19 protein-coding genes are annotated in these 26,282 nt (G+C 64.4%); 15 read left to right on the top strand and 4 right to left on the bottom strand.

Annotation, left to right across the window (positions count from 1 at the left end; genetic code table 11):
• Positions 1–75: 75 nt before the first annotated feature.
• Positions 76–2,055: a dihydrolipoyllysine-residue acetyltransferase gene (gene aceF / locus DMX10_RS03635; protein ID WP_111259824.1), complete on the bottom strand. Its 1,980-nt coding sequence runs from the start codon at positions 2,053–2,055 to the stop codon at positions 76–78.
• 11 nt (positions 2,056–2,066) lie between these two features.
• On the bottom strand, positions 2,067–4,712 hold the full coding sequence (gene aceE / locus DMX10_RS03640; protein ID WP_111259825.1) for a pyruvate dehydrogenase (acetyl-transferring), homodimeric type: 2,646 nt from the start codon (positions 4,710–4,712) through the stop codon (positions 2,067–2,069).
• 238 nt (positions 4,713–4,950) lie between these two features.
• Here aceE and glnE point away from each other — a divergent pair, with 238 nt between their 5' ends.
• The 14 genes from glnE (at position 4,951) to DMX10_RS03710 (ending at position 22,469) form a co-directional block, all read left to right on the top strand.
• Positions 4,951–7,899, top strand: a complete 2,949-nt coding sequence (gene glnE / locus DMX10_RS03645) for a bifunctional [glutamate--ammonia ligase]-adenylyl-L-tyrosine phosphorylase/[glutamate--ammonia-ligase] adenylyltransferase (protein WP_111259826.1) — start codon at positions 4,951–4,953, stop codon at positions 7,897–7,899.
• Positions 7,900–8,085: 186 nt separating this feature from the next.
• The gene (gene ilvE / locus DMX10_RS03650; RefSeq protein WP_111259827.1) at positions 8,086–9,009 is read left to right on the top strand and encodes a branched-chain-amino-acid transaminase; all 924 of its coding nucleotides are present in this window, start codon (positions 8,086–8,088) and stop codon (positions 9,007–9,009) included.
• Positions 9,010–9,103: 94 nt separating this feature from the next.
• On the top strand, positions 9,104–10,141 hold the full coding sequence (gene waaF / locus DMX10_RS03655) for a lipopolysaccharide heptosyltransferase II (protein WP_111259828.1): 1,038 nt from the start codon (positions 9,104–9,106) through the stop codon (positions 10,139–10,141).
• On the top strand, positions 10,138–11,199 hold the full coding sequence (gene waaC / locus DMX10_RS03660) for a lipopolysaccharide heptosyltransferase I (protein WP_111259829.1): 1,062 nt from the start codon (positions 10,138–10,140) through the stop codon (positions 11,197–11,199). Before waaF ends, waaC begins: the two co-directional genes overlap by 4 nt.
• Positions 11,199–12,320 carry a glycosyltransferase family 4 protein gene (locus DMX10_RS03665; RefSeq protein ID WP_111259830.1) on the top strand — a complete coding sequence of 374 codons (1,122 nt, stop codon included), beginning with the start codon at positions 11,199–11,201 and terminating at the stop codon, positions 12,318–12,320. The genes waaC and DMX10_RS03665 overlap by 1 nt, the downstream gene beginning before the upstream one ends.
• Positions 12,317–13,132: a lipopolysaccharide core heptose(I) kinase RfaP gene (rfaP, locus tag DMX10_RS03670; RefSeq protein ID WP_111259831.1), complete on the top strand. Its 816-nt coding sequence runs from the start codon at positions 12,317–12,319 to the stop codon at positions 13,130–13,132. Before DMX10_RS03665 ends, rfaP begins: the two co-directional genes overlap by 4 nt.
• Positions 13,129–13,866, top strand: coding sequence for a lipopolysaccharide kinase InaA family protein (locus DMX10_RS03675; RefSeq protein WP_111259832.1), 738 nt, complete (start codon positions 13,129–13,131; stop codon positions 13,864–13,866). The genes rfaP and DMX10_RS03675 overlap by 4 nt, the downstream gene beginning before the upstream one ends.
• On the top strand, positions 13,863–14,618 hold the full coding sequence (locus tag DMX10_RS03680; protein WP_111259833.1) for a lipopolysaccharide kinase InaA family protein: 756 nt from the start codon (positions 13,863–13,865) through the stop codon (positions 14,616–14,618). Before DMX10_RS03675 ends, DMX10_RS03680 begins: the two co-directional genes overlap by 4 nt.
• A complete protein-coding gene (locus tag DMX10_RS03685; protein ID WP_111259834.1) occupies positions 14,615–16,051 on the top strand; it encodes a lipopolysaccharide kinase InaA family protein in 1,437 nt (478 codons plus the stop codon). Before DMX10_RS03680 ends, DMX10_RS03685 begins: the two co-directional genes overlap by 4 nt.
• 113 nt (positions 16,052–16,164) lie before the next feature.
• Positions 16,165–17,922 (top strand): carbamoyltransferase, encoded by a 1,758-nt coding sequence (locus DMX10_RS03690; protein WP_111259835.1) that lies wholly within the window; start codon positions 16,165–16,167, stop codon positions 17,920–17,922.
• Positions 17,912–18,814, top strand: a complete 903-nt coding sequence (locus tag DMX10_RS03695) for a glycosyltransferase family 2 protein (RefSeq protein ID WP_111259836.1) — start codon at positions 17,912–17,914, stop codon at positions 18,812–18,814. Before DMX10_RS03690 ends, DMX10_RS03695 begins: the two co-directional genes overlap by 11 nt.
• A gap of 68 nt (positions 18,815–18,882) precedes the next feature.
• Positions 18,883–20,322 carry a glycosyltransferase family 39 protein gene (locus DMX10_RS03700; RefSeq protein WP_111259837.1) on the top strand — a complete coding sequence of 480 codons (1,440 nt, stop codon included), beginning with the start codon at positions 18,883–18,885 and terminating at the stop codon, positions 20,320–20,322.
• A gap of 130 nt (positions 20,323–20,452) precedes the next feature.
• Entirely contained in the window at positions 20,453–21,589 is a 1,137-nt protein-coding gene (locus tag DMX10_RS03705; protein ID WP_236204331.1) for a glycosyltransferase, read from the top strand.
• Positions 21,576–22,469 (top strand): glycosyltransferase, encoded by an 894-nt coding sequence (locus DMX10_RS03710; protein WP_111259838.1) that lies wholly within the window; start codon positions 21,576–21,578, stop codon positions 22,467–22,469. Before DMX10_RS03705 ends, DMX10_RS03710 begins: the two co-directional genes overlap by 14 nt.
• On the opposite strand, the gene DMX10_RS03715 is transcribed toward DMX10_RS03710, so the two are convergent.
• Both DMX10_RS03715 and DMX10_RS03720 read right to left on the bottom strand, forming a co-directional pair.
• The gene (locus tag DMX10_RS03715) at positions 22,453–23,109 is read right to left on the bottom strand and encodes a polymerase (protein WP_111259839.1); all 657 of its coding nucleotides are present in this window, start codon (positions 23,107–23,109) and stop codon (positions 22,453–22,455) included. The two genes, DMX10_RS03710 and DMX10_RS03715, sit on opposite strands and share 17 nt — an antisense overlap.
• Complete coding sequence (locus tag DMX10_RS03720; protein WP_236204330.1) at positions 23,106–24,296, bottom strand: O-antigen ligase; 1,191 nt, start codon at positions 24,294–24,296, stop codon at positions 23,106–23,108. The genes DMX10_RS03715 and DMX10_RS03720 overlap by 4 nt, the downstream gene beginning before the upstream one ends.
• A gap of 114 nt (positions 24,297–24,410) precedes the next feature.
• Between DMX10_RS03720 and msbA the strand changes: the two genes are divergently transcribed.
• Positions 24,411–26,225 carry a lipid A export permease/ATP-binding protein MsbA gene (gene msbA / locus DMX10_RS03725; RefSeq protein ID WP_111259840.1) on the top strand — a complete coding sequence of 605 codons (1,815 nt, stop codon included), beginning with the start codon at positions 24,411–24,413 and terminating at the stop codon, positions 26,223–26,225.
• Positions 26,226–26,282: the final 57 nt, after the last annotated feature.

The raw sequence follows: 26,282 nt of genomic DNA on the forward strand, positions 1-26,282 counted from the left end.
TCCAGGGAAAAAAAACCCCGCCTAAAGGGGCGGGGTCGAGGTGCGAGCGTGGCGTGCTCGCGATGAAGCAAAGGTTTACAGCAGCATGGTGCGGATATCCGCCAACACGTCACCCAGGCGCTTGGTGAAGCGCGCGGCGGCGGCACCGTTGATCACACGGTGGTCGTAGGACAGCGACAGCGGCAGCATCAGGCGCGGCTGGAAGGCCTTGCCGTCCCATATCGGCTGGATGGTGGCCTTGGACACGCCGAGGATCGCCACTTCCGGCGCGTTGACGATCGGCGTGAAGCCGGTGCCGCCAATGTGGCCGAGGCTGGAGATGGTGAAGCAGGCGCCTTGCATGTCGTCCGCCGAGAGCTTCTTGGTCCGGGCCTTTTCGGCCAGGGCGGCTGCTTCGGCAGCCAGTTGCAGCAGGCTCTTCTGGTCGACGTTGCGGATCACCGGGACCAGCAGGCCGTCCGGGGTGTCCACGGCGAAGCCGATGTGCACGTACTTCTTGCGGATCAGCGCCTTGCCGCTGGGGGCGAGGGAGCTGTTGAAGTCCGGCATTTCCTTGAGCAGGTAGGCGCAGGCCTTGAGCAGCAGCGGCAGCACGGTCAGCTTGACGCCGGCTTTCTCGGCGACGGCTTTCTGGGCGACGCGGAAGGCTTCCAGCTCGGTGATGTCGGAGGAGTCGAACTGGGTCACGTGGGGGACGTTGAGCCAGCTGCGGTGCAGGTTGGCAGCGCCGACCTGCATCAGGCGGGTCATCGCCACTTCCTCGATCTCACCGAACTTGCTGAAGTCGACGGTGGGGATCGGCGGGATGCCGGCGCCAGCGGTAGCACCCGCGGCGGCTGCCGGGGCGTCCTTGGACTTCTGCATTACGGCCTTGACATAGGCCTGCACGTCTTCCTTGAGCACACGACCGTGCGGGCCGGTGGCAGTGACCGCGCCCAGCTCGACGCCGAACTCGCGGGCCAGCTGGCGCACGGCCGGGCCGGCATGGACCTTGGCGCCGTCGGAGCGCGCCGGTGCGCCGGGGCTGCCGGCGGCGGCGGCCGACAGCGAGGCGATGGCGTTGACTTCGGCGGCCACGGCCGGGCTGGCGCCCGCTGGTACGCGATGCACCGGCTGGCTGTCCTGCGCGGCGGGTGCTGGTGCGGCAGCCGGGGCGGCGCTTGCGGTGCGCAGCTTGAGGATCAGGTCGCCGGTGCCGACTTCGGCATCCAGCTTGACCACGACGCTCTCGACCACGCCGGCGGCGGGCGAGGGGATCTCCATGCTGGCCTTGTCGGATTCCAGGGTGATCAGGCTCTGGTCGGCTTCGACGCGATCGCCGGCCTTGACCAGGATCTCGATCACCTTGGCCTTGCTGTCGGAGCCGATGTCCGGGACGTGGACGTCCTGCACGGCTTCGACAGCCGGAGCGGCCGGGGCGGCGGCGGGGGCCGGAGCCGGTGCGGCGGCAGGTGCTTCGGCAGCCTTGGCGGCGGCCGGGGCGGCGCCTGCGGTGCGCAGCTTGATGATCAGGTCGCCGGTGCCGACTTCGGCATCCAGCGTGACCACGACGCTCTCGACCACGCCGGCGGCGGGCGAGGGGATCTCCATGCTGGCCTTGTCGGACTCCAGGGTGATCAGGCTCTGGTCGGCTTCGACGCGATCGCCGGCCTTGACCAGGATCTCGATCACCTTGGCCTTGCTGTCGGAACCGATGTCCGGGACGCGCACGTCCTGGACGCTTTCAGTGGTGGCGGCGGCAGCGGGTGCCGGCGCCGCGGCGGGCTGCTCTTGTTCCTTGGGCGCAGCGGCCGGAGCCTGGGGCGCGGGTGCCGCAGCAGCGGCGCCCTCGACGTCCAGTTCGATCAGGTCGTCGCCTTCCTTGAGGCGGTCGCCGATCTTCACCTTCAGGCTCTTCACCACGCCGGCCTTGGGCGAGGGGACTTCCATGCTGGCCTTGTCGGATTCCAGGGTGACCAGGCTCTGGTCGGCTTCGACGCGGTCGCCGACCTTGACCAGGATCTCGATCACTTCGCCTTCGCCGCCGATATCGGGTACGCGGATCAACTCACTCACAATGCGTCTCCTCAGCAGTCCAGGGGGTTGCGCTTATCGGGGTCGATGCCGAACTTGGCGATGGCCTCGGCCACCACTTTCGGTTCGATGTCGCCACGATCCGCAAGGGCTTCCAGTGCCGCCAGGACGACCCAGTAGCGGTCCACTTCGAAGAAGTGGCGCAGCTTCTTGCGGCTGTCGCTGCGGCCGAAGCCGTCGGTACCCAGGACCTTGAATTCCTTGCTCGGCACCCACTGGCGAATCTGTTCGGCGAACAGCTTCATGTAGTCGGTGGAGGCCACGACCGGGCCCTTGCGGCCATTCAGGCACTGCTCGACGTAGGTCGACTTGGGCTTCTGGCCCGGGTGCAGGCGGTTGTGGCGCTCGATGGCCAGGCCGTCGCGGCGCAGTTCGTTGAAGCTGGTGACGCTCCAGACATCGGCGCCGACGTTGAACTCGTCGCGGAGGATCTTCGCCGCTTCGCGGACTTCGCGCAGGATGGTGCCCGAGCCCAGCAGCTGCACGTGGTGCGCGGCTTCCTTCTTGTCCTCTTCGAGCAGGTACATGCCCTTGATGATGCCTTCCTCGACACCGGCCGGCATGGCGGGCTGGGTGTAGGCCTCGTTCATCACGGTGATGTAGTAGAAGACGTCCTGCTGCTCTTCGGTCATCTGGCGCATGCCTTCGCGGATGATCACCGCGAGCTCATAGCCATAGGTGGGGTCGAAGGTGCGGCAGTTGGGGATGGTGCCGGCCAGCATGTGGCTGTGGCCGTCCTCGTGCTGCAGGCCTTCGCCGTTGAGCGTGGTACGGCCGGCGGTGCCGCCGATCAGGAAGCCACGGGTGCGGCTGTCGCCAGCGGCCCAGGCCAGGTCGCCGATGCGCTGGAAGCCGAACATCGAATAGAAGATGTAGAACGGCAGCATCGGCTGGTTGTGGCTGGAGTACGAGGTGCCGGCGGCGATGAAGGAGCTCATGGCGCCCGCTTCGTTGATGCCTTCCTCGAGGATCTGGCCCTTCTTGTCCTCGCGGTAGAACATCACCTGGTCCTTGTCGACGGGCTCGTAGAGCTGGCCGACGGAGGAGTAGATGCCCAGCTGGCGGAACATGCCTTCCATGCCGAAGGTGCGGGCTTCGTCCGGGATGATGGGGACGATGCGCTGGCCGATTTCCTTGTCCTTGACCAGTTGCGAGAGGATCCGCACGAAGGCCATGGTGGTGGAGATCTCACGGTCACCCGAGCCGTCGAGGATGGCCTTGAGGGTGTCCAGCGGCGGGGTGGGGATGCTGAAGCTCTTGGCGCGACGCTGGGGCACGAAGCCACCCAGGGCGGCACGGCGCTCGCTCAGGTAACGGGCTTCGGCGCTGCCTTCCTCGGGTTTGAAGAAGGGCAGGTTCTCCAGCTCGTCGTCCTTCACCGGGATGTCGAAGCGGTCGCGGAACGACTTCAGGCTGTCGACGTCGACCTTCTTGGTGTTGTGCGCGGTGTTCTTCGCTTCGCCGGCACCGGTGCCGTAACCCTTGATGGTCTTGGCCAGGATGACGGTGGGCTGGTCCTTGTGGTTGACCGCCTGGTGGTAGGCCGCATAGACCTTGTACGGGTCGTGGCCGCCACGGTTGAGCTTCCAGATCTCGTCGTCGGACAGGTCGGCGACCATGGCCTTGAGTTCGGGGGTGTTGAAGAAGTGCTCGCGGACGAACGCGCCGTCCTTGGCCTTGTAGTTCTGGTATTCGCCGTCGATGACTTCGTCCATGCGGCGCTGCAGGATGCCGTCGACGTCCTTGGCCAGCAGCGGGTCCCAGAAGCGGCCCCAGATGACCTTGTTGACGTTCCACTGGGCGCCACGGAAGACGCCTTCGAGTTCCTGGATGATCTTGCCGTTGCCGCGTACCGGGCCGTCGAGGCGCTGCAGGTTGCAGTTGATGACGAAGATCAGGTTGTCCAGTTTCTCGCGGCCGGCCAGGGAGATGGCGCCGAGGGATTCGGGCTCGTCGCACTCGCCGTCGCCCATGAAGCACCAGACCTTCTGCTTGCCGGCGGGGATGAAGCCGCGGCTTTCCAGGTACTTCATGAAGCGCGCCTGGTAGATCGCCTGGATCGGGCCGAGGCCCATGGATACGGTGGGGAACTGCCAGAAGTCCGGCATCAGCCAGGGGTGCGGGTAGGACGACAGGCCGTTGCCGTCGACCTCCTGGCGGAAGTTGTTCATCTGCTCTTCGGTGATGCGGCCTTCCATGAAGGCGCGGGCGTAGACGCCGGGGGAGGCGTGGCCCTGGAAGTAGATCAGGTCGCCGCCGTGTTCGTCGGTCGGGGCCTGGAAGAAGTAGTTGAAGCCGATGTCGTAGAGGGTCGCCGAGGACGCGAAGCTGGAGATGTGACCGCCCAGGTCGGAGTCCTTCAGGTTGGTGCGCATGACCATTGCCAGCGCGTTCCAGCGTACCAGCGAGCGAATGCGGCGTTCCATGAACAGGTCGCCAGGCATGCGTGCTTCGTGGGTGACGGGGATCGTGTTGCGGTACGGCGTGGTGATGGCATAGGGAAGCTGCGAACCGCTACGGGTAGCGAGTTCACCCATACGGGTCATCAGGTAGTGCGCGCGGTCTTCGCCTTCTTTGTCGAGAACCGATTCCAGGGCGTCCAGCCATTCCTGGGTTTCGACGGGATCGAGGTCTTGCATGGCTTGCTCCAGGGCGGAAAGGCTTCCAGAATCGGACGCCTATGTTCACTGACAGCCTTATGGGCTGGCAGATTGCTAATTCTTGGATTTACCGGGGGTCGAACCGGCCTTGTGTAGTTTTACTACATTTCGACGGCCGTTTCAGCACTCTGGACACAATCTTTCGTAGTAAAACTACAGATGGGCGGCGCGAGGCCAGCAACCACAGGCCCGGCGTACGCCGATCACAGGATAGACCATGAGCCTGCCCCCGCTTGTCGCCCTCCCTCCACAACTGCAATCGCTCGCCGACCGTGCTCGCCAGGCCTTCACCTCCGATCAGGAGGGCCTTCCGGAATCCCTGCGTGCGGTATTCGACGGCTGGCCCGACGAACGGAAGCAGGCGTTCCTGCGGGTTTGCGCAGCCAGTGATTTCGTGGCCGAGCAGACGCGGCGCGATCCGGCGATGCTCATGCAGCTGGCGGAATCGGGCGAGCTGGAATGTACACTTAAAAGTGGTGAATTGTGTACAAAATTGGGTTCGGTCATCTCCGCCTGTGGGAGTGAGGACGAGCTGGCGCACCACCTGAGGCGTTTTCGCAATCGCCAGCAAGTGCGCATCATCTGGCGCGATCTGACCCGCCAGGCGGACCTCGCGGAAACCTGCCGCGATCTCTCCGATCTCGCCGATGCCTGCATCGACGGCGCCTACCACTGGCTCTACAGCCGCCACTGCGCGCAGTTCGGCACCCCAACCGGGCGCCGCTCCGGGCAGCCGCAGCATTTGGTCATCCTCGGCATGGGCAAGCTGGGCGCCCATGAGCTGAACCTGTCCTCGGACATCGACCTGATATTCGGCTACCCCGAGGGCGGCGAGACCGAAGGCGCCAAGCGTGCGCTGGATAACCAGGAGTTCTTCATCCGCCTCGGCCAGAAGCTGATCAAGGCGCTGGACGCCATCACCGTCGACGGTTTCGCCTTCCGCGTCGACATGCGCCTGCGCCCCTACGGCTCGTCCGGCGCGCTGGTGCTCAGCTTCAATGCGCTGGAGCAGTACTACCAGGACCAGGGGCGCGACTGGGAGCGCTACGCGATGATCAAGGCGCGGGTGGTCGGCGGTGACCAGCAGGCCGGCGCGCAGCTGCTGGAGATGCTGCGGCCCTTCGTCTATCGCCGCTACCTGGACTTCTCGGCCATCGAGGCGCTGCGTTCGATGAAGCAGCTGATCCAGCAGGAAGTGCGCCGCAAGGGCATGACCGAGAACGTCAAGCTCGGCTCCGGCGGCATCCGCGAGGTTGAGTTCATCGCCCAGGCCTTCCAGCTCATCCATGGCGGTCGCGACCTGAGCCTGCAGCAGCGCCCGCTGCTCAAGGTGCTGGCGACGCTCGAAGGCCAGGGCTACCTGCCACCGGCGGTGGTCGCCGAGCTACGCGACGGCTATGCCTTCCTGCGTTACACCGAGCACGCCTTGCAGGCCATCGCCGACCGGCAGACGCAGATGCTCCCGGACAACGACCTGGACCGCGCCCGCGTCGCCTTCATCATGGGCTTCGACGATTGGTCGGCCTTCCATGAGCGCCTTATGTACTGGCGCGGCCGTATCGAGTGGCATTTCCATCAGGTCATCGCCGATCCGGACCAGGACGAGGAGTCGGGCCCGCAGGACGCTTGCATCGGCGGCGAGTGGCTGCCGCTGTGGGAAGACGCCCTGGATGAAGAGAGCGCCTGCCGGCAGTTGAGCGAAGCCGGCTTCCTCGACCCGCTGGCCGCCCTCAAGCGCCTGGTCGACCTGCGCAACGGCCCGCAGCTGCGCGCCATGCAGCGCCTCGGGCGCGAGCGCATGGACGCCTTCATCCCGCGCCTGCTGAACATGGCCAGCGAGCACGGCAAGCCGGACCTCGTGCTGGAGCGCGTGCTGCCGCTGGTGGAGAAGGTGGCCCGGCGCTCGGCCTACCTGGTGCTGCTCAGCGAGAACCCTGGCGCCCTGGAACGCCTGATCACCCTCTGCGCCGCCAGCCCCTGGATCGCCGAGCAGATCGCCCGCTACCCGCTGCTGCTGGACGAGCTGCTCAACGAAGGCCGTCTCTACCATCCGCCGCTGGCCCCCGAGCTCGCCGCCGAGCTGCGTGAGCGGCTGACCCGCATTCCCGAGGACGACCTCGAGCAGCAGATGGAGGCCCTGCGTCACTTCAAGCTGGCCCACAGCCTGCGGGTGGCGGCCTCCGAGATCGCCGGCACCTTGCCGCTGATGAAAGTCAGCGACTACCTGACCTGGCTGGCCGAAGCCATTCTCGACCAGGTGCTGGCCCTGGCCTGGCGCCACACCGTGGCCCGCCATGGTGCGCCGCGTCGCGCGGATGGCAGCGCCTGCGACCCGGACTTCATCATCGTCGGCTACGGCAAGGTCGGCGGCCTGGAGTTCGGCCATGGCTCCGACCTCGACCTGGTGTTCATCCATGACGGCGACCCGCAGGCGGAGACCGATGGCGCCAAGCCCATCGATGGTGCGCAGTTCTTCACCCGCCTGGGCCAGCGCATCATCCACCTGCTCACCACCCAGACCACCTCCGGCTCGCTCTACGAAGTGGACATGCGCTTGCGCCCCTCCGGCGCGTCCGGCCTGCTGGTGAGCTCGCTGGGTGCCTTCCAGCGCTACCAGGAGAACGAGGCCTGGACCTGGGAACACCAGGCGCTGGTGCGTGCCCGCGTGCTGGTGGGCTGCAAGCGCGTGGCGACGGCGTTCGACTCGGTACGCCTGGCGGTGCTGGGGCGCGAGCGCGACCTGGCCACCCTGCAGCAGGACGTCAGCGAGATGCGGGCGAAGATGCGTACCACCCTGGGAACGCGCGAAACTGCGGCGGGAACCGCTGCGAACGCCTTCGAAAGCACCGTTCCCTTCGATCTGAAGCAGGACGCCGGCGGTATCGTCGATATCGAATTTATGGTGCAATATGCGGCCCTTGCCTGGTCGCGACAGCACCCTGAGCTGGTGCGCTACACCGATAACATCCGCATTCTCGACGGCCTCGAGCAGGTCGGATTGCTGTCCGGTGAGGCGGTCAGCCTGCTGCAGGAGGCCTACAAGGCCTACCGCTCCGCCGCCCACCGGCAGGCGTTGCAGAAGCAGCCGGGCGTAGTGAGTGGTGACCAGTTTCACGCGGAGCGCCAAGGCGTGATGCGGATCTGGCGCGAGTTGGGCTTGAGCTAGCAGGCCGTTGAAGAACGTAGACGAGGCAGCCGATACAAGGCGGAAACGGCCGGAAAGCGCAGTCTACGTGTGGCAAATGAGCATTTTGAGGGCGTTTTCAACGCCGTAGCGGCAACGCAGTTAGTTTTTCAACAGCCTGCTAACTCGCCGTGCTGAATCAATCGAACCCTTGAGGAGCTGGCAAATATGTCGATGGCCGATCGTGATGGCGTGATCTGGTATGACGGCGAACTGGTGCCGTGGCGCGAAGCGACCACTCACGTGCTGACCCATACCCTGCACTACGGGATGGGCGTGTTCGAAGGCGTGCGCGCCTACAACACCCCCGACGGCACGGCGATCTTCCGCCTGCAGGCGCACACCGACCGCCTGTTCGACTCCGCTCACATCATGAACATGCAGATCCCGTGGTCCAAGGACGAGATCAACGAGGCCACCCGCGCCGCCGTGCGTGAGAACAACCTAGAAAGCGCCTACATCCGCCCGATGGTGTTCTACGGAAGCGAAGGCATGGGCCTGCGCGCCACCGGCCTGAAGGTCCACGTCATCGTCGCCGCCTGGAACTGGGGCGCGTACATGGGCGAGGAAGCGCTGCAGAAGGGCATCAAGGTGCGTACCAGCTCCTTCACCCGCCACCACGTGAACATCTCCATGACCCGGGCCAAGTCCAACGGTGCCTACATCAACTCGATGCTGGCCCTGCAGGAAGCCATTTCCGGTGGCGCCGACGAGGCCCTGATGCTGGACCCTGAAGGCTACGTGGCCGAGGGTTCCGGCGAGAACATCTTCATCATCAAGGACGGCGTGCTCTACACCCCCGAGGTGACCGCCTGCCTCAACGGCATCACCCGCAACACCGTGCTGCGCCTGGCCGAAGAGCAGGGCCTGAAGCTGGTGGAGAAACGCATCACCCGTGACGAGGTGTACATCGCCGACGAGGCCTTCTTCACCGGCACCGCCGCCGAAGTGACCCCGATCCGCGAAGTCGACGGTCGCAAGATCGGCATCGGCAGCCGTGGCCCGGTGACCGAGAAGCTGCAGAAGGCCTACTTCGACCTGGTGACCGGCAAGACCGCCGCGCACGCCGAGTGGCGTACCCTGGTCAAATAAATAGACAAGGCTGCACAGTGCAAGCCGCAAGCCGCAAGCAGTGGGTACTGCTTGGCGCTTGCGGCTTGTCGCTTGAGGCCCCGAAGCTGCCTTTATGAATATTCTGATCGTTGGCCCCTCCTGGGTGGGCGACATGGTGATGGCGCAGACACTCTTCCAGTGCCTGAAGGCCCGCCATGGCGACTGCCAGATCGACGTCCTGGCACCCGAGTGGAGCCGGCCCATCCTCGAGCGCATGCCCGAAGTGCGCCAGGCCCTGAGCTTCCCGCTCGGCCACGGCGTGCTGGAACTGGCCACGCGCCGCCGCATCGGCAAATCCCTCGCCGGTCGCTATGACCAGGCGATCCTCCTGCCCAACTCGCTGAAGTCGGCGCTGGTGCCCTTCTTCGCCGGGATTCCCAAGCGCACGGGCTGGAAGGGCGAGCTGCGCTATGGCCTGCTCAACGACATCCGCAAGCTGGACAAGTCCCGCTACCCGCTGATGATCGAGCGCTTCATGGCCCTGGCCTACGAGCCCGGTGCCGATTTGCCGCAGCCCTACCCGCGACCGACCCTGGAGATCGACCCGGCGAGCCGCGACGCGGCATTGGCCAAGTTCGGCCTGAGCCTCGATCGCCCCGTCCTGGCCCTGTGCCCCGGCGCCGAGTTCGGCGAGGCCAAGCGCTGGCCGGCCGAGCACTACGCCAAGGTCGCCGAGCTGAAGGTGCGCGATGGCTGGCAGGTCTGGCTGTTCGGCTCGAAGAACGACCACCCCGGCGGCGAAGACATCCGCATGCGCCTGATCCCCGGCCTGCGCGAAGAGGTGATCAACCTCGCCGGGCAGACCAGCCTGGCCGAAGCCATCGACCTGATGTCCTGCTCCGGTGCCGTGGTCTCCAACGACTCCGGCCTGATGCACGTGGCCGCCGCGCTCAACCGTCCCCTGGTGGCCGTCTATGGCTCCACCTCGCCGCTGTTCACCCCGCCGTTGGCGGAACAGGTCGAAGTGGTGCGCCTGGGTCTGGAGTGCAGCCCCTGCTTCGACCGCACCTGCCGCTTCGGCCACTACAACTGCCTGCGCCAGCTCAAGCCGCGCCCGGTGATGGATGCCCTGGGGCGCCTGGTAGCAGACCCGGCCGAGGTCGCTGAATGAGGGTTTTGCTGGTCAAGACCTCATCCCTGGGTGACGTGATCCATACGCTGCCGGCGATCACCGATGCCGCCCGTGCCATTCCCGGCATCCAGTTCGACTGGGTGGTGGAGGAGGGGTTCGCCGAGATCCCCGCCTGGCACCCAGCCGTGGCACAGGTCATCCCGGTGGCCATCCGCCGCTGGCGCAAGAACATCGTGCAGACCATCCGCAGCGGCGAGTGGAAGCGCTTCAAGGCGCGCCTGCGCGAGACCCGCTACGACCTGGTGATCGACGCACAAGGGCTGTTCAAGAGCGCCTGGCTCACCCGTTACGCCAAGGCACCGGTGGCCGGGCTGGACCGTGAATCCGCCCGCGAGCCCGTCGCCGCCCGCTTCTACGACCAGGCCCACTCGGTGGCCTGGGGGCAGCACGCCGTCGAGCGCGTACGCCAGCTGTTCGCCAAGGCGCTGGACTACCCGCTGCCTGCGACCACCGGCGATTACGGCCTCAACCGTGCGCAACTGGCCGATGCGCCAGGTGGCGCGCCTTACCTGCTGTTCCTCCACGGCACCACCTGGGATACCAAGCACTGGCCCGAAGCCTACTGGCGCGACCTCGCCGAGCGGGTCTGCGAGCACGGCTGGAACCTGCGCCTGCCCTGGGGCAATCCGAATGAGAAGGCTCGGGCCGAGCGCATTGCCGAGGGCTTGGAAAACGCCGCGGTGCTCCCCAGATTGTCACTGGCGGGGATGGCCAAGGTACTGGCCGGCGCGCGTGCCTGCGTGGCGGTCGACACCGGCCTGGGGCACCTGGCGGCGGCGCTGGATGTGCCGACCCTGTCGCTCTACGGGCCGACCAATCCCGGCTTCACCGGTGCCTATGGGCGTTCGCAGGTGCACCTGGGCAGCGACTTCCCTTGCGCGCCGTGCCTGAAGAAGACCTGCACCTACCAGCCGACCGAGGACGACAAGCGACGCTTCGACCTCAAGCGCGAGCAGCCCCTGTGCTTCACCCGGCTGAACCCGCAGCGCGTGGCCACCCAGCTGGAGGCCCTGCTGCTGACCGAGGACACACACTGATGCAACTGGCATTCGTGCTCTACAAGTACTTCCCGTTCGGTGGCCTGCAGCGTGACTTCATGCGCATCGCCCAGGACTGCCAGCGCCGTGGGCATGCCATCCGCGTCTACACCATGATCTGGGAAGGCGACATCCCGGACGGCTTCGAGGTGCTGATCGCGCCGGTCAAGGCGCTGTTCAACCACAAGCGCAACGAGAAATTCACCGCCTGGGTCGAGGCCGACCTGGCCAGGCGCCCGGTGGACCGGGTGATCGGCTTCAACAAGATGCCGGGCCTGGACGTCTACTACGCCGCCGATCCGTGCTTCGAGGACAAGGCGCAGACCCTGCGCAACGGCCTGTATCGCAAGTGGGGTCGCTACAAGCACTTCTCCGACTACGAGCGCGCGGTATTCGCCCCCGAGTCGAAGACCGAGGTGCTGATGATCTCCGAGGTGCAGCAGCCCTTGTTCGTGAAGCACTACGCCACGCCGGCCGAGCGCTTCCACCTGCTGCCGCCGGGCATCGCCGCCGACCGCCGTGCCCCGGCCAACGCCGCCGAGATCCGCGCCGAGTTCCGCCGTGAATTCAGGCTGACGGACGACCAGTTGCTGCTGGTGCAGATCGGTTCCGGCTTCAAGACCAAGGGCCTCGACCGCAGCCTGCGTGCACTCGCCGCGCTGCCCAGGGCACTGAAGACGCGTACCCGGCTGATCGTCATCGGCCAGGACGACCCCAAGCCCTTCATCCTGCAGATGAAGGCGCTGGGCATTTCCGACCAGGTCGAGATCCTCAAGGGGCGCAGCGACATCCCGCGCTTCCTGCTGGGCGCCGACCTGCTGATCCACCCCGCCTACAACGAAAACACCGGGACCGTGCTGCTGGAGGCGCTGGTCGCCGGGTTGCCGGTCCTGGTGACCGACGTCTGCGGCTACGCCCACTACATCGACGAGGCCAGGGCAGGCCGCGTGGTGCCGAGCCCCTTCGAACAGGAGCAGCTGAACCGCATGCTGGCCGAAATGCTCGACGACGATAACGCCCGCACCGAATGGGCCCGCAACGGCCTGGCCTTCGCCGACACGGCGGACCTCTACAGCATGCCGCAGCGCGCGGCCGACGTGATCCTGCAGGCACGGCCATGAAGCTGATGCTGGAACAACCCTTCAAGGACCTCTGGGCCGGGCGTGACCCGTTCGCCGAGGTGGAGAAGTTGCAGGGCGAGGTGTTCCGCGAGCTGGAGGCCCGGCGCACCCTGCGCACCGAGGTCGACGGGCGCGGCTACTTCGTGAAGATCCACCGTGGCATCGGCTGGGGCGAGATTTTCAAGAACCTGGTCACCGCCAAGGCGCCGGTGCTGGGCGCCGGCCTGGAGTGGGCTGCCATCCAGCGCCTGCATCGCGCCGGGGTGCCGACCATGACCGCGGCGGCCTTCGGCGAGCGTGGCAGCAACCCCGCGCAGCAGCATTCCTTCATCATCACCGAGGAGCTGGCGCCGACCATCAGCCTCGAGGACTTCAGCCTCGACTGGGTGCAGAACCCGCCGGCCCCGGCGCTCAAGCGCGCCCTGATCGACGAGGTGGCGCGCATGGTGCGCGAGATGCACCGCGCCGGGGTCAACCACCGCGACTGCTACATCTGCCACTTCCTCCTGCACACCGACAAGCCGGTCACGGCGGGGGACTTCCGTCTCTCGGTAATCGACCTGCACCGCGCCCAGGTGCGCGAGAGCACGCCGCGCCGCTGGCGCGACAAGGACCTGGCGGCGCTGTACTTCTCCGCGCTGAACATCGGCCTGACCCGGCACGACAAGCTGCGCTTCCTCAAGGTCTACTTCCAGCAGCCCCTGCGCCAGGTGCTGCGGGACGAGATCGGCCTGCTGGCCTGGATGGAGCAGAAAGCCGCTCGCCTGCTGGCGCGCTACCAGCGCAAGTACGTGGAAGGAGCCGCAGATTGAGTGACTGGAAACTGGCGCCCGGGCTCGACGCCGATGTCGCCCGGCTGTTCGGCGATCTCGATGCGGTGTTCGCCCTGCAAGGGGACTGGATCACCGGTGACCCGCTCTCCGAGGTGCTGCGGGTCGAGCACGCCGGCATCCGCTACTACGTCAAGCGCTACTGGGGCGCGGGCAAGGGCCTGCGCCGCTGGATCGGCCGGCCGCGGGTCAAGGCCGAGTGGCAGAACCTCAAGAATTTCAGCAAGTGGGGCATCCCCACGGCGCCGGTGGTGGGCTGGGGCCTGGAGCGACGCTTGGGCCGCTTCCACCGTGGCGCGCTGATCACTCGCGAGCTGGAACGCACCTCCGACATGGCGGCCCTGGCGCAGCGCGACGACGCCCGCCTGGATGACGCGACCTGGGTCGATGGCGTCAGCCGCCAGCTGGCCCGCGCCACCCGCGCCATGCACGACCACCACTTCGCCCACAACGACCTGAAGTGGCGCAACCTGCTGGTCAACGACGAGGGCGAGCTGTTCCTCATCGATTGCCCCACCGGCGCCTTCTGGTTCGGCCCCTTCCTGCGGCGCCGCATCGTCAAGGACCTGGCCTGCCTGGACAAGGTCGCCAAGTACCAGCTGAGCCGCACCCAGCGCCTGCGCTTCTACTTGCAGTACCGCGGGCGCCAGCGCCTGAACGTCAGCGACAAGCGACGGATCAGGCAGATCATCGGTTTCTTCGAGGGACGCGAATGAGCGACTTCATCGCCACCAGCGACCGGGACATCCTGGCCCGCCATGGTCTCGACAGTTTCGAGGCGCTGTGGAACCTGCAGCTCGAGGCCGTGGACGCCCCCAACACCGGCCGGGGAGGCTGGAGCAGCGTGTTCCGCCTCGACCTGGGCGATGCCGCCTACTACCTCAAGCGGCAGAGCAACTACCTCAGCCGCAGCCTGGCGCGGCCCTTCGGCGAGCCGACCTTCGCCCGTGAATTCCGCAATATCCAGCGCTACCAGGCGCTGGACGTGCCGGCCCTGCGCGCCGCGTTCTTCGCCGAGCGGGAGGTGCACGGCGAGCGCCGGGCCATCCTGCTGACGCGCGCACTGGACGGCTGGACCGAGCTGGCCGAGCTGCTGGATCGCTGGCCCTCCCTGGGCGAGGACCAGCGCGCGGCGATCATCCTCGCCGTGGGCACCCTTGCCCGCCGGCTGCATGCGGCCGGCCAGGTGCATGGCTGCTTCTACCCCAAGCACATCTTCCTGCGCGAGATCGGCGGGCATTACGAGAGCTGCCTGATCGACCTGGAGAAGACCCGGCCACTGCTGCTGGGCCGTCGTGACCGGGTCAAGGACCTCGAGCCGCTGGTGCGCCGGGCCAACCCCTGGGGCGAGAGCGAATTGCGCGAGCTGCTGGTGGCCTACCTGGGCGCCGGGCACTCCAGCAGCGATGTCGACACCTGGGTCCGGCGCCTCGGTGCGCGCCGTCGCAACAAGGAGCGCCGCGCTTGAAGCTGGCTGAACTCGCCGACGCCGGTCGTGCGCCGACCCTGCCGCTGCTCGTGGATGCCGAGGGCGGCCTGGAGCTGACCCAGCTGTTCCGCGTGCTGCCCGGGCAGCGTTATGTCGGGCGTGCCCGCTGGCAGGGGCGCGACGTGCTCGCCAAGCTGATGGTGGGCGCCAAGGCGGAGCGTCACTACCAGCGCGAATTGACCGGTGCACGGCTGCTCGCCGAGCAGGGCCTGCCGACGCCGGCGCTGCTGGCCCAGGGTTTCGTGGCGGGGCAGGGCGGCTGGCTGCTGTTCGATTACCTGGAAGGCGCCCGCAGCCTGTGGGACGACTGGCGCGCGGTTGAAGCCGAGGCGCCGCTCTCCGATGGCCAGCAGGCCGTGCTGGGCGAGGCCCTGGCGCTGGTCGGCCAACTGCACGGCAAGGGCCTGGTCCAGGAAGACCTGCACCTGGACAACATTCTCCGCCACCAGGGTTCGCTGCAATTGATCGATGGCGGCGGCGTGCGCGGCGAGACCCCCGGGCAGTGCCTGGCGCGGGACAAGGTGCTGGCCAATCTCGGCGTGTTCTTCGCCCAGTTGCCGGCGAGCCTCGACCCCTTCCTCGAAGAACTGCTGGTGCATTACCTGTTGGCCAACGGCGAGCACGCGCTGCCGCTGGAGATGCTGCAGAAGGAAATCGCCCGGGTACGCCGCTGGCGCCTGCGCGACTTCCTCGGCAAGGTCGGGCGCGATTGCAGCCTGTTCAGCGTGATCGGCTCGGCCTTCGGCTTCCGCGCTGCCCGGCGTGATTCGCTGGATGCCCTGGCGCCGGTGCTGGCCGATCCCGATGCGGCCATCGCCGCCGGTCGCCTGCTCAAGGGTGGCGGCACCGCCACCGTGGCGCAGGTGGAAATCGATGGGCGGCCGATGTTGCTCAAGCGCTACAACATCAAGGGCCCGCTGCATTGGCTCAAGCGCTTCTGGCGCCCGAGCCGCGCCTGGCACAGCTGGAAGGAGGGCAATCGCCTGGCCTTCCTCGGCATCGCCACGCCGCGCCCGCTGGCGATGGTCGAGCGTCGCTGGTGCTGGCTCCGGGGCCGTGCCTACCTGATTACCGAATATCTGTCCGGGCACGATATAATCGCCCGTTTTCGAGACGCCCAGGTCGATCCGCAGGGCAATGGCCTGCCGGCAGAGTCCGATCTGCAGGCGCTGGACCGCTTGTTCGCCGCGTTGATCCGCGAGCGCATCAGCCATGGCGATCTCAAGGGACACAACCTGTTCTGGCAGGACGGCGCCTGGTGCCTCATCGATCTCGACGCCGTGCAGCAGCACCGCAGCGAGCGCAGCTTCGCCAAGGCCTATGCCCGTGATCGCGCCCGCTTCCTGCGCAACTGGCCTGCCGACTCGGCGTTGTACCAGTTGCTGGACCGACGTTTACCCAAGACAGCTTGAAGTCGTGAGCTTGAAGCTGGAAGAAAGAGCCCTACGGGGCGTGAACCCCATGACCGCTGCAAGCTCGCGCTTCCCGCTCCGTGCTTCCAGCTGCTTTGAAGAGGCATAACACTGTGGCACTGACGATTCTCGGCCTTTCCGGCGCCCTCAGCCATGATCCGTCCGCTGCGCTCTACATCGACGGCAAGCTGATCGCGGCCGCCGAAGAAGAGCGCTTCGTGCGCGACAAGCACGCGAAGAACCGCATGCCCTACGAATCGGCCAAGTTCTGCCTGGAGCAGGCCGGTATCAAGCCTTCCGACGTCGATGTTGTGGCCATCCCCTTCGCGCCCATCAGCCTCTTCGGCAAGGCCCGCTGGCAGTACGCCAAGCGCTACTGGTACGCACCGGATCGCGCTCTGGACGCGATCCTCATGGGCAACCGTCGCTACAAGCGCTACCGCAATAAGATCGTCTGGTGCCTGGAGCAACTGGGTTTCGACGCCAAGAAGGTGAAGATCGAGCCGGTGGAACACCACCTGGCCCACGCCTCCAGCGCTTACCACTGCTCCGGCTTCAAGGAAAAGACCGCCATCCTCGGGATCGACGGCAAGGGCGAGTACGCCACCACCTTCTTCGGCTGGGGCGAGAACGGCAAGATCCACAAGATCAAGGAGTTCTTCGACCCGGACTCCCTCGGCGGCCTCTATGGCGCAATCACCGAGTACCTTGGCTTCGAGATGCTCGACGGTGAGTTCAAGGTCATGGGCATGGCGCCCTATGGTGACGCCGCCAAGTACGATTTCTCGCGCCTGGCCAAGTTCGAGAACGGCGAGCTGGTGATCAACACCGAATACGCCAACGTCATCGGCTTCCGCCGCTACAAGGAAAACGGCAAGGGCTACTACTTCTCGCCCAAGCTGATCGAGTGGCTCGGCCCGAAGCGCCAGGGCGACATCGCCGACGACCCTTACATCCACTACGCCGCCAGCATGCAGGCGCTGTTCGAGAAGCTGGCGCTGGAGATGATGGAGTACTACCTCGGCGACATCCTGCGCGAGACCGGCAAGATCGCCTTCGCTGGTGGCTGCGCACTGAACGTCAAGCTGAACCAGAAGATCATCGCCCGCCCGGACGTGAAGGAGCTGTTCGTGCAGCCCGCTTCCGGTGACGCCGGCACCGCCGTCGGCGCCGCCGCCTACATCTCGCACAAGCGCGGCGTGCCGGTGGAGAAGATGGAGCACGTCTACCTCGGCCCGTCGTTCTCCAACGAGGACGTCATCGCCGCCTGCGCCAAACACCCGAACAAACCGGTGTTCAAACGCATCGAGAACACCCCGCAGCGCATCGCCAGCATCATGGTCGCCGGCAATCCGGTGGCCTGGTTCCAGGGCCGCATGGAGTTCGGTCCGCGCGCCCTGGGTGGCCGCTCCATCATCGGTTGCCCGAGCATCCCCGGCGTCGCCGACCGCATCAACGAGCAGATCAAGTTCCGTGAGCGCTGGAGGCCCTTCTGCCCGTCGATGCTCGACACCGTGGCGCCGAAGATGCTCAAGGTGGACCACCCGAGTCCGTTCATGACCTTCACCTTCGAGGTCAACGACGAGTGGAAGGAGCGCGTTTCCGAAGTCGTGCACGAGGACGGCACCTCCCGCGCCCAGGTCCTGGAGCGCCGCCACAACCCGCGCTGGTACGACCTGATGCTCGAACTGGAGAAACTGACCGGTAACGGCGTCTCCCTGAACACCTCCCTCAACCGTCGTGGCGAGCCGATGATCTGCTCGCCCACCGACGCGCTGAACATGTTCTACGGCTCGGACCTGCAGTACCTGATCATGGAGGATGTATTGGTCGTCAAGGATGGCGTGGACTGGTATGACAATGTCGGTTAATCCGCTGCTCAGCGTCATCATCCCGGCATACAACTACGCCAGGGTGTTGCCGCGAGCGGTCGAATCGGTGCTCTCGCAGGCCGACGCTGATGTGGAACTCTGGGTCATCGACGATGGTTCCAGCGATGACACTCCGGTTGTATTCGAAACGCTGGCCGCTCGCTATGGCGAGCGCTTCCAAGGTGTACGGCAGGAAAACGCAGGCCCCTCCGCTGCGCGTAACCACGGTGTACGCCTCGCGGGTGGGCACTACATCCTGCTGTTGGACGCCGATGATGAGTTGGTACCCGGCATGCTGCCCCGCCTGTGCGAGCAGTTGCGTGCCGAGCCCAGCATTGGGTTGTGGCTGGCCGGCCATGTCGCGGTACAGCCTGATGGTCGTGAGCGCGAACACCCTGCCTCGCAGGTTCCTGAAGGTGTCGCCGAGCGGCTGTCTGCCTACCTGCTGGACAAGACCGTCGCCATCAGTCACGGCGCGTGCGTGTTCCGGCGTGACCTTCTGCTCCAGCGTCCCTATCCGGAGCACCTGCGTCATAGCGAAGATATCCCCGTGTTCGCCTACACCCTGGCTCATGGCCCGGTACGGCGCCTGGATTTTTCCCTCGCGCGCATCCACAAGCACCCCGGCAGCCTGCGGCATAGTGCGGAGGCGGCACGGAAGGTGGACTTGAAACTGGTGGATGAGGTGTTCGATGGACTGCCCGAGGTGGGCGAAGAGCTGCGACTCCGTTACAAGGCACAGCGCTGCCTTTCGTTGTTTCGGACTTGCATGCTTGCCGGGGACAAGTCGGGGGCTCGTCACTACTACCTGGAAGCGTTACGTACCGATCTTCGCGTACTGCTGAAATTTTCCTATACCCGCAAGGCGTTGCGCCTGCTGTTCCGCGGCTGAGCCGTAAGGCCTGCACTGCATCGGCAGGGCGCCGATTTCGATCCTTGGGAGAGGATATGCAAGGAATCATGCTCCAGTTGAAACGCCTATCCGCAATGCAGTGGACTTTCGTTATAAGTCTGCTGCTGTCCGGGCTGGCCATGCACTTCCAGCCCGTGGTTGGTAAAGACGCAGCTTTCTATCTCGATGTATCCCAGCATTTCCTCGATCAGGGCCTGACTGGCGCATTTAGCCGCTTCGACTGGCCCTGGTTCTCCGTGCTCATCGGGACAAGTCATGCCGTCACCGGTATCGGGCTGGAAACCGCCGCCTTTCTCTGGTGCGCCCTGTTCATGGCCGGAGCTTGCGCCCTGATGGTAGGCATAGTCGTCCGCCGTCTACCAGGCTCGGGGTTCTGGGCCTGTGTGGTCGTGCTGGCGATGCCGGCGTTCAATGCTTTCCGTGGCGAAATCCTGCGTGAATTCGGTTTCTGGTTCTTCAGCGTATTGACGCTCTGGTGCGCCTTGCGTTGGCGGGATCGTGGCGGGTGGCTGGGTGCGCTGGGTATCCAGGGTTCCATCGGGCTCGCGGCGCTGTTCCGCTTCGAGGCGGTTTTGCTGATGCCGGCCCTGGTTCTCTGGCTGGCGCCCGGCCTGCGCACCCGCGAGGGTTGGGGGCGTATGACTCAACTGGTGCTGCTGCCGCTTTGCGCCGCTATCGTCGTGGCGCTACTGCTGGGTAGCGTGCTGCATCTGGACCGCATCGAGAACTTCCTGTCGATGGTCGATCCGCAGCAGGTGTTCTCCAAATTCAACGCCGTCAGCGATCGTCTCGGTAGCACGGTGCTGATGAAGTACTCGGCGGACGATGCCGGCAAGATATTGGTGTTCGGTATGCTGGGCGTCACTCTGCTGATGTTTGCCAAGCTCCTCGGGCCGTTCGTCATACCCTTCCTGACTCGGACGGGGTGGCGCGGAGCAAGGGCCAGCCTGGGTTCCTTCGATCTCTTTGCCTGGACCTGGCTGTGCTACCTGCTGGTGCTGATGTTCTTCTTCGTTCAGCAGCTGTTCATCAACTCGCGCTATGCCAGTTTCCTCGATTGGTTAGCGGTACCGTTGGTGGTTGCTGGTGTGTATGCGTTCGCACAGCGCTTCCCCAGGGCGGGCAAGGCTCTGGCAGCAGTTGCCGTATTGATGATGCTGGCCAACGTGATTTCCCTGTCGGCAAAGAAGACCCACTACGTCGATGCCGGCCACTGGGTGGCCGAGCACGTAGACCCGGGCGCATCCATTTATTACTCGGATCCACGTATCGGCTACTACGCAGGGCGGGGATACGAGCTGAAGGAATTCGAGCAGAAGGCGGTACTGGAGGGGGCCGGGGCTGGAAAGTTCGCCTACCTTGTGATTGAAGCTAGGCCGGATGAGCCCTGGCTTGAGCAATGGTTGTCCGCAAACGGGAAGTCGGTCCTGGCGCAGTTCAGCAACGCCAAGCGACAGAGCGTTCTAGTTCTGGGGCCGTTACGCTGAGGCAGGTTCACGGCAGCGCAATGCGTAGCAGGTCTCGCTGCGCTGATTTCTCTTCAGGGATCATATATAGGATGTGTCTGTTTTCGGCGCGGTGAGCATCATCAAGCTGTGTGGGATATGGAAGGATCAGGTGAGTCAGAATCGCCTTAAGGTTCTGCAACTGCAGAACTATTACAACGTGAACGCTTCCGATCTTGCGGAACAGATCATCAAGTCACTCCCGGTCGAGCGTTTCGAGGTAACGACCGCTTTTCTGTCGGGCCGGCCGGCGGCAGGGCAGGCAGTGAGTGGCGCCGAGAAGACCCACTACTTTGACTTTGCGCGCCACCAGATGGGGGGGGTGCGCCTTGTGGTCCTATGGCGGTTGTTTCGGCACATTCGCAATGAAGGTTATGACGTGATCATCGCCCACCGCTTCAAGCCCTTGAGCTTGATACTGTGGGTGAATTTATTACTAAAGCTGAAGTTGTGCATTGGCGTCGTACACGGGATTGGCGACTATGACCGGCCCTCTAGACAATGGCTCTTCAGGCATATAGCGAAACCCAATTGCTGCTATGTGGCGGTTTCCCAGGCCGTTCGTTCGTATTTGTTGGCGCTCGATAGCGCCTTCACGCCGACAAACACCCTCTGTATCAATAACGCCATTGATATTCCCCGTGCTGAGAAGTTGCAGCGCGAGCGTGAAGAGGCGCGTCAGCTTCTGGGGATGCCCCGGGCTGGATTCGTGTTCGGAAGCATTGGCCGCCTGGTCCCTGTGAAGGGGCATGTGGATCTCATCGCTGCATTCGCCAAACTTGCCCCTCACCTCCCTGGAGCTTGCGTCGCGATAATTGGTGAAGGACGAGAGCGGCCAGTGCTCGAAGCTGCCATACGGGGGTACCAATTGGAAGGGCGAGTGCTGCTCCTCGGCGCGCGTGATGATGCACTGCAGTACATCAGGGCATTCGATGCGTTTGTCATGCCCTCGCGAAGCGAAGGGCTGCCGCTGGCGCTTCTGGAGGCGATGAGCGGTCGACTGCCAATCATAGGTACCGATATCCCTAGCATGCGGCCGCTGCTTGAGGGCGCGCAGGCACGGCTCTATTCGCCTGGTCAGATTGACGTTCTTGCCGAACACATGAATGCGGTCTTTTCCGCTCCTACAGCAACTCGAGAAGCGGAGGGCGAGCGAGCGTACAGCTACCTCTGTCGTGAGCACGATATCGACGACTTCCGTAGCCACTACCTGGCGCTACTTGGTGAGATTTGGAATGACGATGACTAAGTGCGAGTCGAGTCCGTTGGTCAGTGTGATCATCTCGTCATACAACCATGCGCCGTACATCGAGGCCTGTATAGAAAGCGTGCTAGCCCAGTCCTATCCGAGTATCGAGTTGCTCGTGGTAGACGACGGTTCGCATGATGGTAGCGTCGAGAAACTGCGTGCTTTGCAACGCAGGCATGGCTTCGATTTTCGAGAGCAGGAGAACAAGGGACTGGCGCCGACGCTCAATGACTGCATCGCCAGGTCCAGGGGCAGCCTGATCGCGCCCTTCGGCTCCGACGATGTCATGCTGCCCCAGCGCATTGAGAAGCAAGTGGCCTATCTCCAGGGCAAGCCGGAAGTCGGCATCTGCGCAGGGGGAATCATCCATGTCGACGCGAGCGGAGAGCCTCTTACGCGCCGTGATAAACGCCGGGAGTTCCGGCGGCTGGACTTCGACGACATATTCCTTGCTAACAAGGATGGCGCCCCGGCGCCCACGCTATTGTTCCGTCGCGAGGCGCTGGAACTCGTGGGCGGATTCGATCCGAACGTCAAACTTGAGGACCTCCTGATTGAGTTGAAGATCACCCGCGCCGGATACTTCATCGATGTGCTGCCCGACGTGCTGGCGTATTACCGTGTCCATCAGACCAACACCTACAAGAACCGGCGATTCATGATCGAGGCAGTCTTGGCTACCTACGATCATTTTCGCGATCACCCAGCGCACCCTCTGGTTTGCGCGCGCTTTCGCAACTCGATGCTGCTGAAGTGCGCTGTGGATGACAAGTCGCTGGCCAAGGAGCTGCTGGCGCAATTGCCCTTGCGTCACTGGAACGCCAAGACTCTGCGAGCCATAGGGCGCCTGGCATTCAGCCGACCTAGGCGCCGAATCTGACCAAGTTCTCGGCGAACCGTGCCGCTTCTGTATCGCTGCTGGCTGACGCGTAGCCTCGAACCCAATCGTCCCTGTGCTCAACTGCCAGCCAGCGTATGTCCTCCGGGTAGCGGAGGATATGCTTGAGATTGCGCGCGCGCCTCTGCCGCGAGAGTGCTTTCCTGCTGATCCACATGTCCGAGAGGTCGATCAGTCCAAAACGGCCATCGGGTAGCAGGATCACATTGCCGAGATGCAGAGAACGGAAGTAGACCCCTGAATTGTGCAGTCGCGCTAGGAAGGCGCCGAAGCGTTGCACTTCCTCTGCTATCTGCGCATCCTGGGCGCCTTCCCATCTACTCCTCAATGTGTCCCCCGGTAGGGGGATATAGCGGACACCGTTCAGGTTGAGGGACGGGATCGATAGCAGATCCTCGATATCGGGTGCCGCGATGTCCAGACTTTGGAGTTTGGTTGCGTTTTGTGCGAAGCGCTTTGCCGGCGGAGAGAGAAGCGCCGAGGAGATAATGCGTTTGCGCCGGTAGAGTTTAAGGAAACTGCCATCCTTGAGTCGTGCAACCTTCAGGCCCAGTCCATCTGACTCAATGGGAGTTGCCTCCAGAAGAAGGGCCTGTAGTTCCGTTTCGCTGATCGTTTTCATGCTGTTATCGATCGGTCCTTTCTAATTGTGAGCGCGACCGTGATGGCAAGAGGAATCCAGATGATGAACCAGCTTTCATTGGGCCGGGAAAGGAAACTGCTTCCCTCCGTCATACCTGCTGCCAGGCCGTAGATGACCAACGCTGAAGCCACCTTGATCTTCTGCTGATGGCGATGCACGAAGCACCTCTGGAAAATGCATCCATACATCGCGAACCACAGGCAAAGCCCCACGGCTCCAAGTTCAAGGAGAACGGCTAGCTCCACGTTGTGAGGATCGCTGAGTACTCCACCGGCAGCAGGAATGTCGAAGGCAAATCGAGTGTCATAACCGTAGCCGAGGATAGGATGCTCACTTGCCTGGCGCAGTGCATCCATCCACAGCTCTGGGCGGAACGACAGTCCGCGCTGAAGCAGGATGTCAGGGTAGAGTAGAACGCTGACCAGTGCTCCCAGCGCACCGAAGGCGAGTACCAGCGAAGCTCCTTTGGGTGCGCGTACGAGCATGAACAATGTCACCGCAGTGAGGCCGAGCATAGGGGTGCGGGATCCGGTTGCTATCAGCGCGGCGAAGAGCGGCGCGAACATGAGTACAGGAACCCAATTGTGTCTTTCGCTGCAGACCAGCCAGGACGAGAGCCAGAACGTGCAGAGGAAACCCAATACGTGGGAAGTCAGCAGGGGGTTGCTGAGCGCACCGGTGCCGACCAAGCGCTGTGTGGGTAGATGGGTTGTGAAAAACTGCACCAGACACACCAAGGCAGCCAGGGCGCCCAGGGCAGCGCTCAAGTGTAAGGCGTTCCAGAAGCGAAGCTCATCTCGTTGCGCCAGGAAGGCGCAGCCTACGAACAGCAATAGAACGTAAAAGGGGCGTTTGCCCAAGCCGGAGATGTCATCGTCGCTGGTGCTCCAGTAAAGGCTCGTCAACAACCACAGACACAATAGAGGGAAGACCCACATGGTCGGCTCCCTGAGGAGCCTGGCAGCGGTATGAGGCGCCACAAGGATGCTCAGTAGCGCAGGCACAGCGAATAGTCCGTAGAACAGCTTGGTGTACTGACTGCCGCCTTTGGTCCAGAACAGGCCTGTCAATAGGACCAACAATCCCAGCAGCAACCAGCATTCAAGAATATTCGCCAGCCGGTCGCGGATGGCGGGCGCAACGAAAAATGTATTCGGGAACGGCACGATTGGCCTGGGCCTGTCTGGTTAAGAGGGGGCCATCTTAAAGCATCCCCCACGAAGACACAGCCCGCGCTGTGATAAGCTCTCCGCCTTTTCTGCCACCCCCAGGCCGAGCGAATGACCGAGCAACATCCGACGCAATCCCAGCCGTCCAGCATGAAGATCTACCTGCGGCTGCTGAGCTACGTCCGCCCTTACATCTGGCAGTTCGTGCTGAGCATCGTCGGCTTCGTGATCTTCGCCACGACCCAGCCGATGCTGGGTGCGATCCTGCAGTACTTCGTCGATGGGCTGAATGACCCGAGCGTGGTGCTCTTCCCCAATGTGCCGGTGCTGCGTGACCTGCAGCTGCTGCAGATGGTGCCGCTGCTGATCGTGCTGATCGCCGCCTGGCAGGGCGTTGGTTCCTTCCTCGGCAACTACTACCTGGCCAAGGTTTCCCTCGGGCTCGTGCATGACCTGCGGGTGGCGCTGTTCAATAACCTGCTGGTGCTGCCCAACCGTTATTTCGACAACCACAACTCGGGGCACCTGATCTCGCGTATCACCTTCAACGTCACCATGGTGACGGGGGCCGCGACCGATGCCATCAAGGTGGTTATCCGCGAGGGGATGACGGTGGTCTGCCTGTTCGCCTACCTGTTGTGGATGAACTGGCGCTTGACCCTGGTGATGGTGGCGATCCTGCCGCTGATCGCATTCATGGTGACCACGGCCAGCCGCAAGTTCCGCAAGCAGAGCAAGAAGATCCAGGTGGCCATGGGGGATGTCACCCACGTGGCGTCCGAAACCATCCAGGGCTATCGCGTGGTGCGCAGCTTCGGTGGCGAGCCCTACGAGGAGGCGCGCTTTCTCGACGCCAGCCAGAGCAATACCGACAAGCAGCTGCGCATGACCAAGACCGGTGCCGTCTACACGCCGATGCTGCAACTGGTGATCTTCTCCGCCATGGCGGTGCTGATGTTCCTCGTGCTGTTCCTGCGTGGTGATGCCTCGGCAGGCGAGCTGGTCGCCTACATCACCGTGGCCGGCATGCTGCCCAAGCCCATCCGTCAGTTGTCGGAAGTCAGCTCCACGGTGCAGAAGGGCGTGGCGGGTGCCGAGAGCATCTTCGAGCAGCTCGACGAAGTGCCGGAGACCGACACCGGCACCGTCGAGCGTGAGCGGGTGGTGGGCAGGCTGGAGGTGCGCGACCTGACTTTCCGCTACCCCGGTACCGAGAAGTCCGTGCTCGATGGCATCAGCTTCACTGCCGAACCGGGGCAGATGGTTGCCCTGGTGGGCCGCTCCGGAAGTGGCAAGTCGACGCTCGCCAACCTGATCCCGCGCTTCTACCAGCACAGCGAAGGGCAGATCCTCCTCGACGGCGTCGAGGTCCAGGATTACCGCCTGCGCAACCTGCGCCGACACATCGCGCTGGTGACCCAGCAGGTCAACCTGTTCAATGACTCGGTGGCCAACAACATCGCCTACGGCGACCTCGCCGGGGCGCCGCGCTCGGACATCGAGCGGGCGGCCGAGGCCGCCTATGCCAGCGAGTTCATCGAGAAGCTGCCCCAGGGCCTGGACACCGAGGTCGGTGAGAACGGCGTGCTGTTGTCCGGCGGCCAGCGCCAGCGCCTGGCCATCGCCCGGGCGCTTTTGAAGAACGCGCCGCTGCTGGTGCTGGACGAAGCCACCTCGGCGCTGGACAACGAGTCCGAACGGCACATCCAGAAGGCGCTGGACCGGGTGATGGATGGCCGCACCACGCTGGTCATCGCCCACCGCCTGTCCACCATCGAGAAGGCCGACCTGATCCTGGTGATGGACCAGGGGCGCATCGTCGAGCGCGGCAACCACGCCGAGCTGATCGCCCTGGATGGCTACTACGCGCGCCTGCACGCCAACCAGTTCGCCGAGGACAAGGCCCACGTGGCGGAGCGCGGCTGAGCGGTACCTGTGCCTGATATGTGCATGACGATGAGATTTCCAAACCCAGGGACCGGG

This window comes from Pseudomonas sp. 57B-090624, assembly GCF_003234055.1.
Classification (GTDB): Bacteria; Pseudomonadota; Gammaproteobacteria; order Pseudomonadales; family Pseudomonadaceae; genus Metapseudomonas; species Metapseudomonas tohonis.

Excerpts from the sequence above, each read along its gene's own strand:
- waaC (WP_111259829.1), top strand. The coding sequence starts at position 10,138 with ATGAGGGTTTTGCTGGTCAAGACCTCATCCCTGGGTGACGTGATCCAT.
- DMX10_RS03700 (WP_111259837.1), top strand. The coding sequence starts at position 18,883 with ATGCTCCAGTTGAAACGCCTATCCGCAATGCAGTGGACTTTCGTTATA.
- rfaP (WP_111259831.1), top strand. The coding sequence starts at position 12,317 with ATGAAGCTGATGCTGGAACAACCCTTCAAGGACCTCTGGGCCGGGCGT.
- msbA (WP_111259840.1), top strand. The coding sequence starts at position 24,411 with ATGACCGAGCAACATCCGACGCAATCCCAGCCGTCCAGCATGAAGATC.
- DMX10_RS03710 (WP_111259838.1), top strand. The coding sequence starts at position 21,576 with ATGACGATGACTAAGTGCGAGTCGAGTCCGTTGGTCAGTGTGATCATC.
- DMX10_RS03665 (WP_111259830.1), top strand. The coding sequence starts at position 11,199 with ATGCAACTGGCATTCGTGCTCTACAAGTACTTCCCGTTCGGTGGCCTG.
- DMX10_RS03680 (WP_111259833.1), top strand. The coding sequence starts at position 13,863 with ATGAGCGACTTCATCGCCACCAGCGACCGGGACATCCTGGCCCGCCAT.
- waaF (WP_111259828.1), top strand. The coding sequence starts at position 9,104 with ATGAATATTCTGATCGTTGGCCCCTCCTGGGTGGGCGACATGGTGATG.
- DMX10_RS03715 (WP_111259839.1), bottom strand. The coding sequence starts at position 23,109 with ATGAAAACGATCAGCGAAACGGAACTACAGGCCCTTCTTCTGGAGGCA.
- ilvE (WP_111259827.1), top strand. The coding sequence starts at position 8,086 with ATGTCGATGGCCGATCGTGATGGCGTGATCTGGTATGACGGCGAACTG.
- glnE (WP_111259826.1), top strand. The coding sequence starts at position 4,951 with ATGAGCCTGCCCCCGCTTGTCGCCCTCCCTCCACAACTGCAATCGCTC.
- DMX10_RS03695 (WP_111259836.1), top strand. The coding sequence starts at position 17,912 with ATGTCGGTTAATCCGCTGCTCAGCGTCATCATCCCGGCATACAACTAC.
- aceE (WP_111259825.1), bottom strand. The coding sequence starts at position 4,712 with ATGCAAGACCTCGATCCCGTCGAAACCCAGGAATGGCTGGACGCCCTG.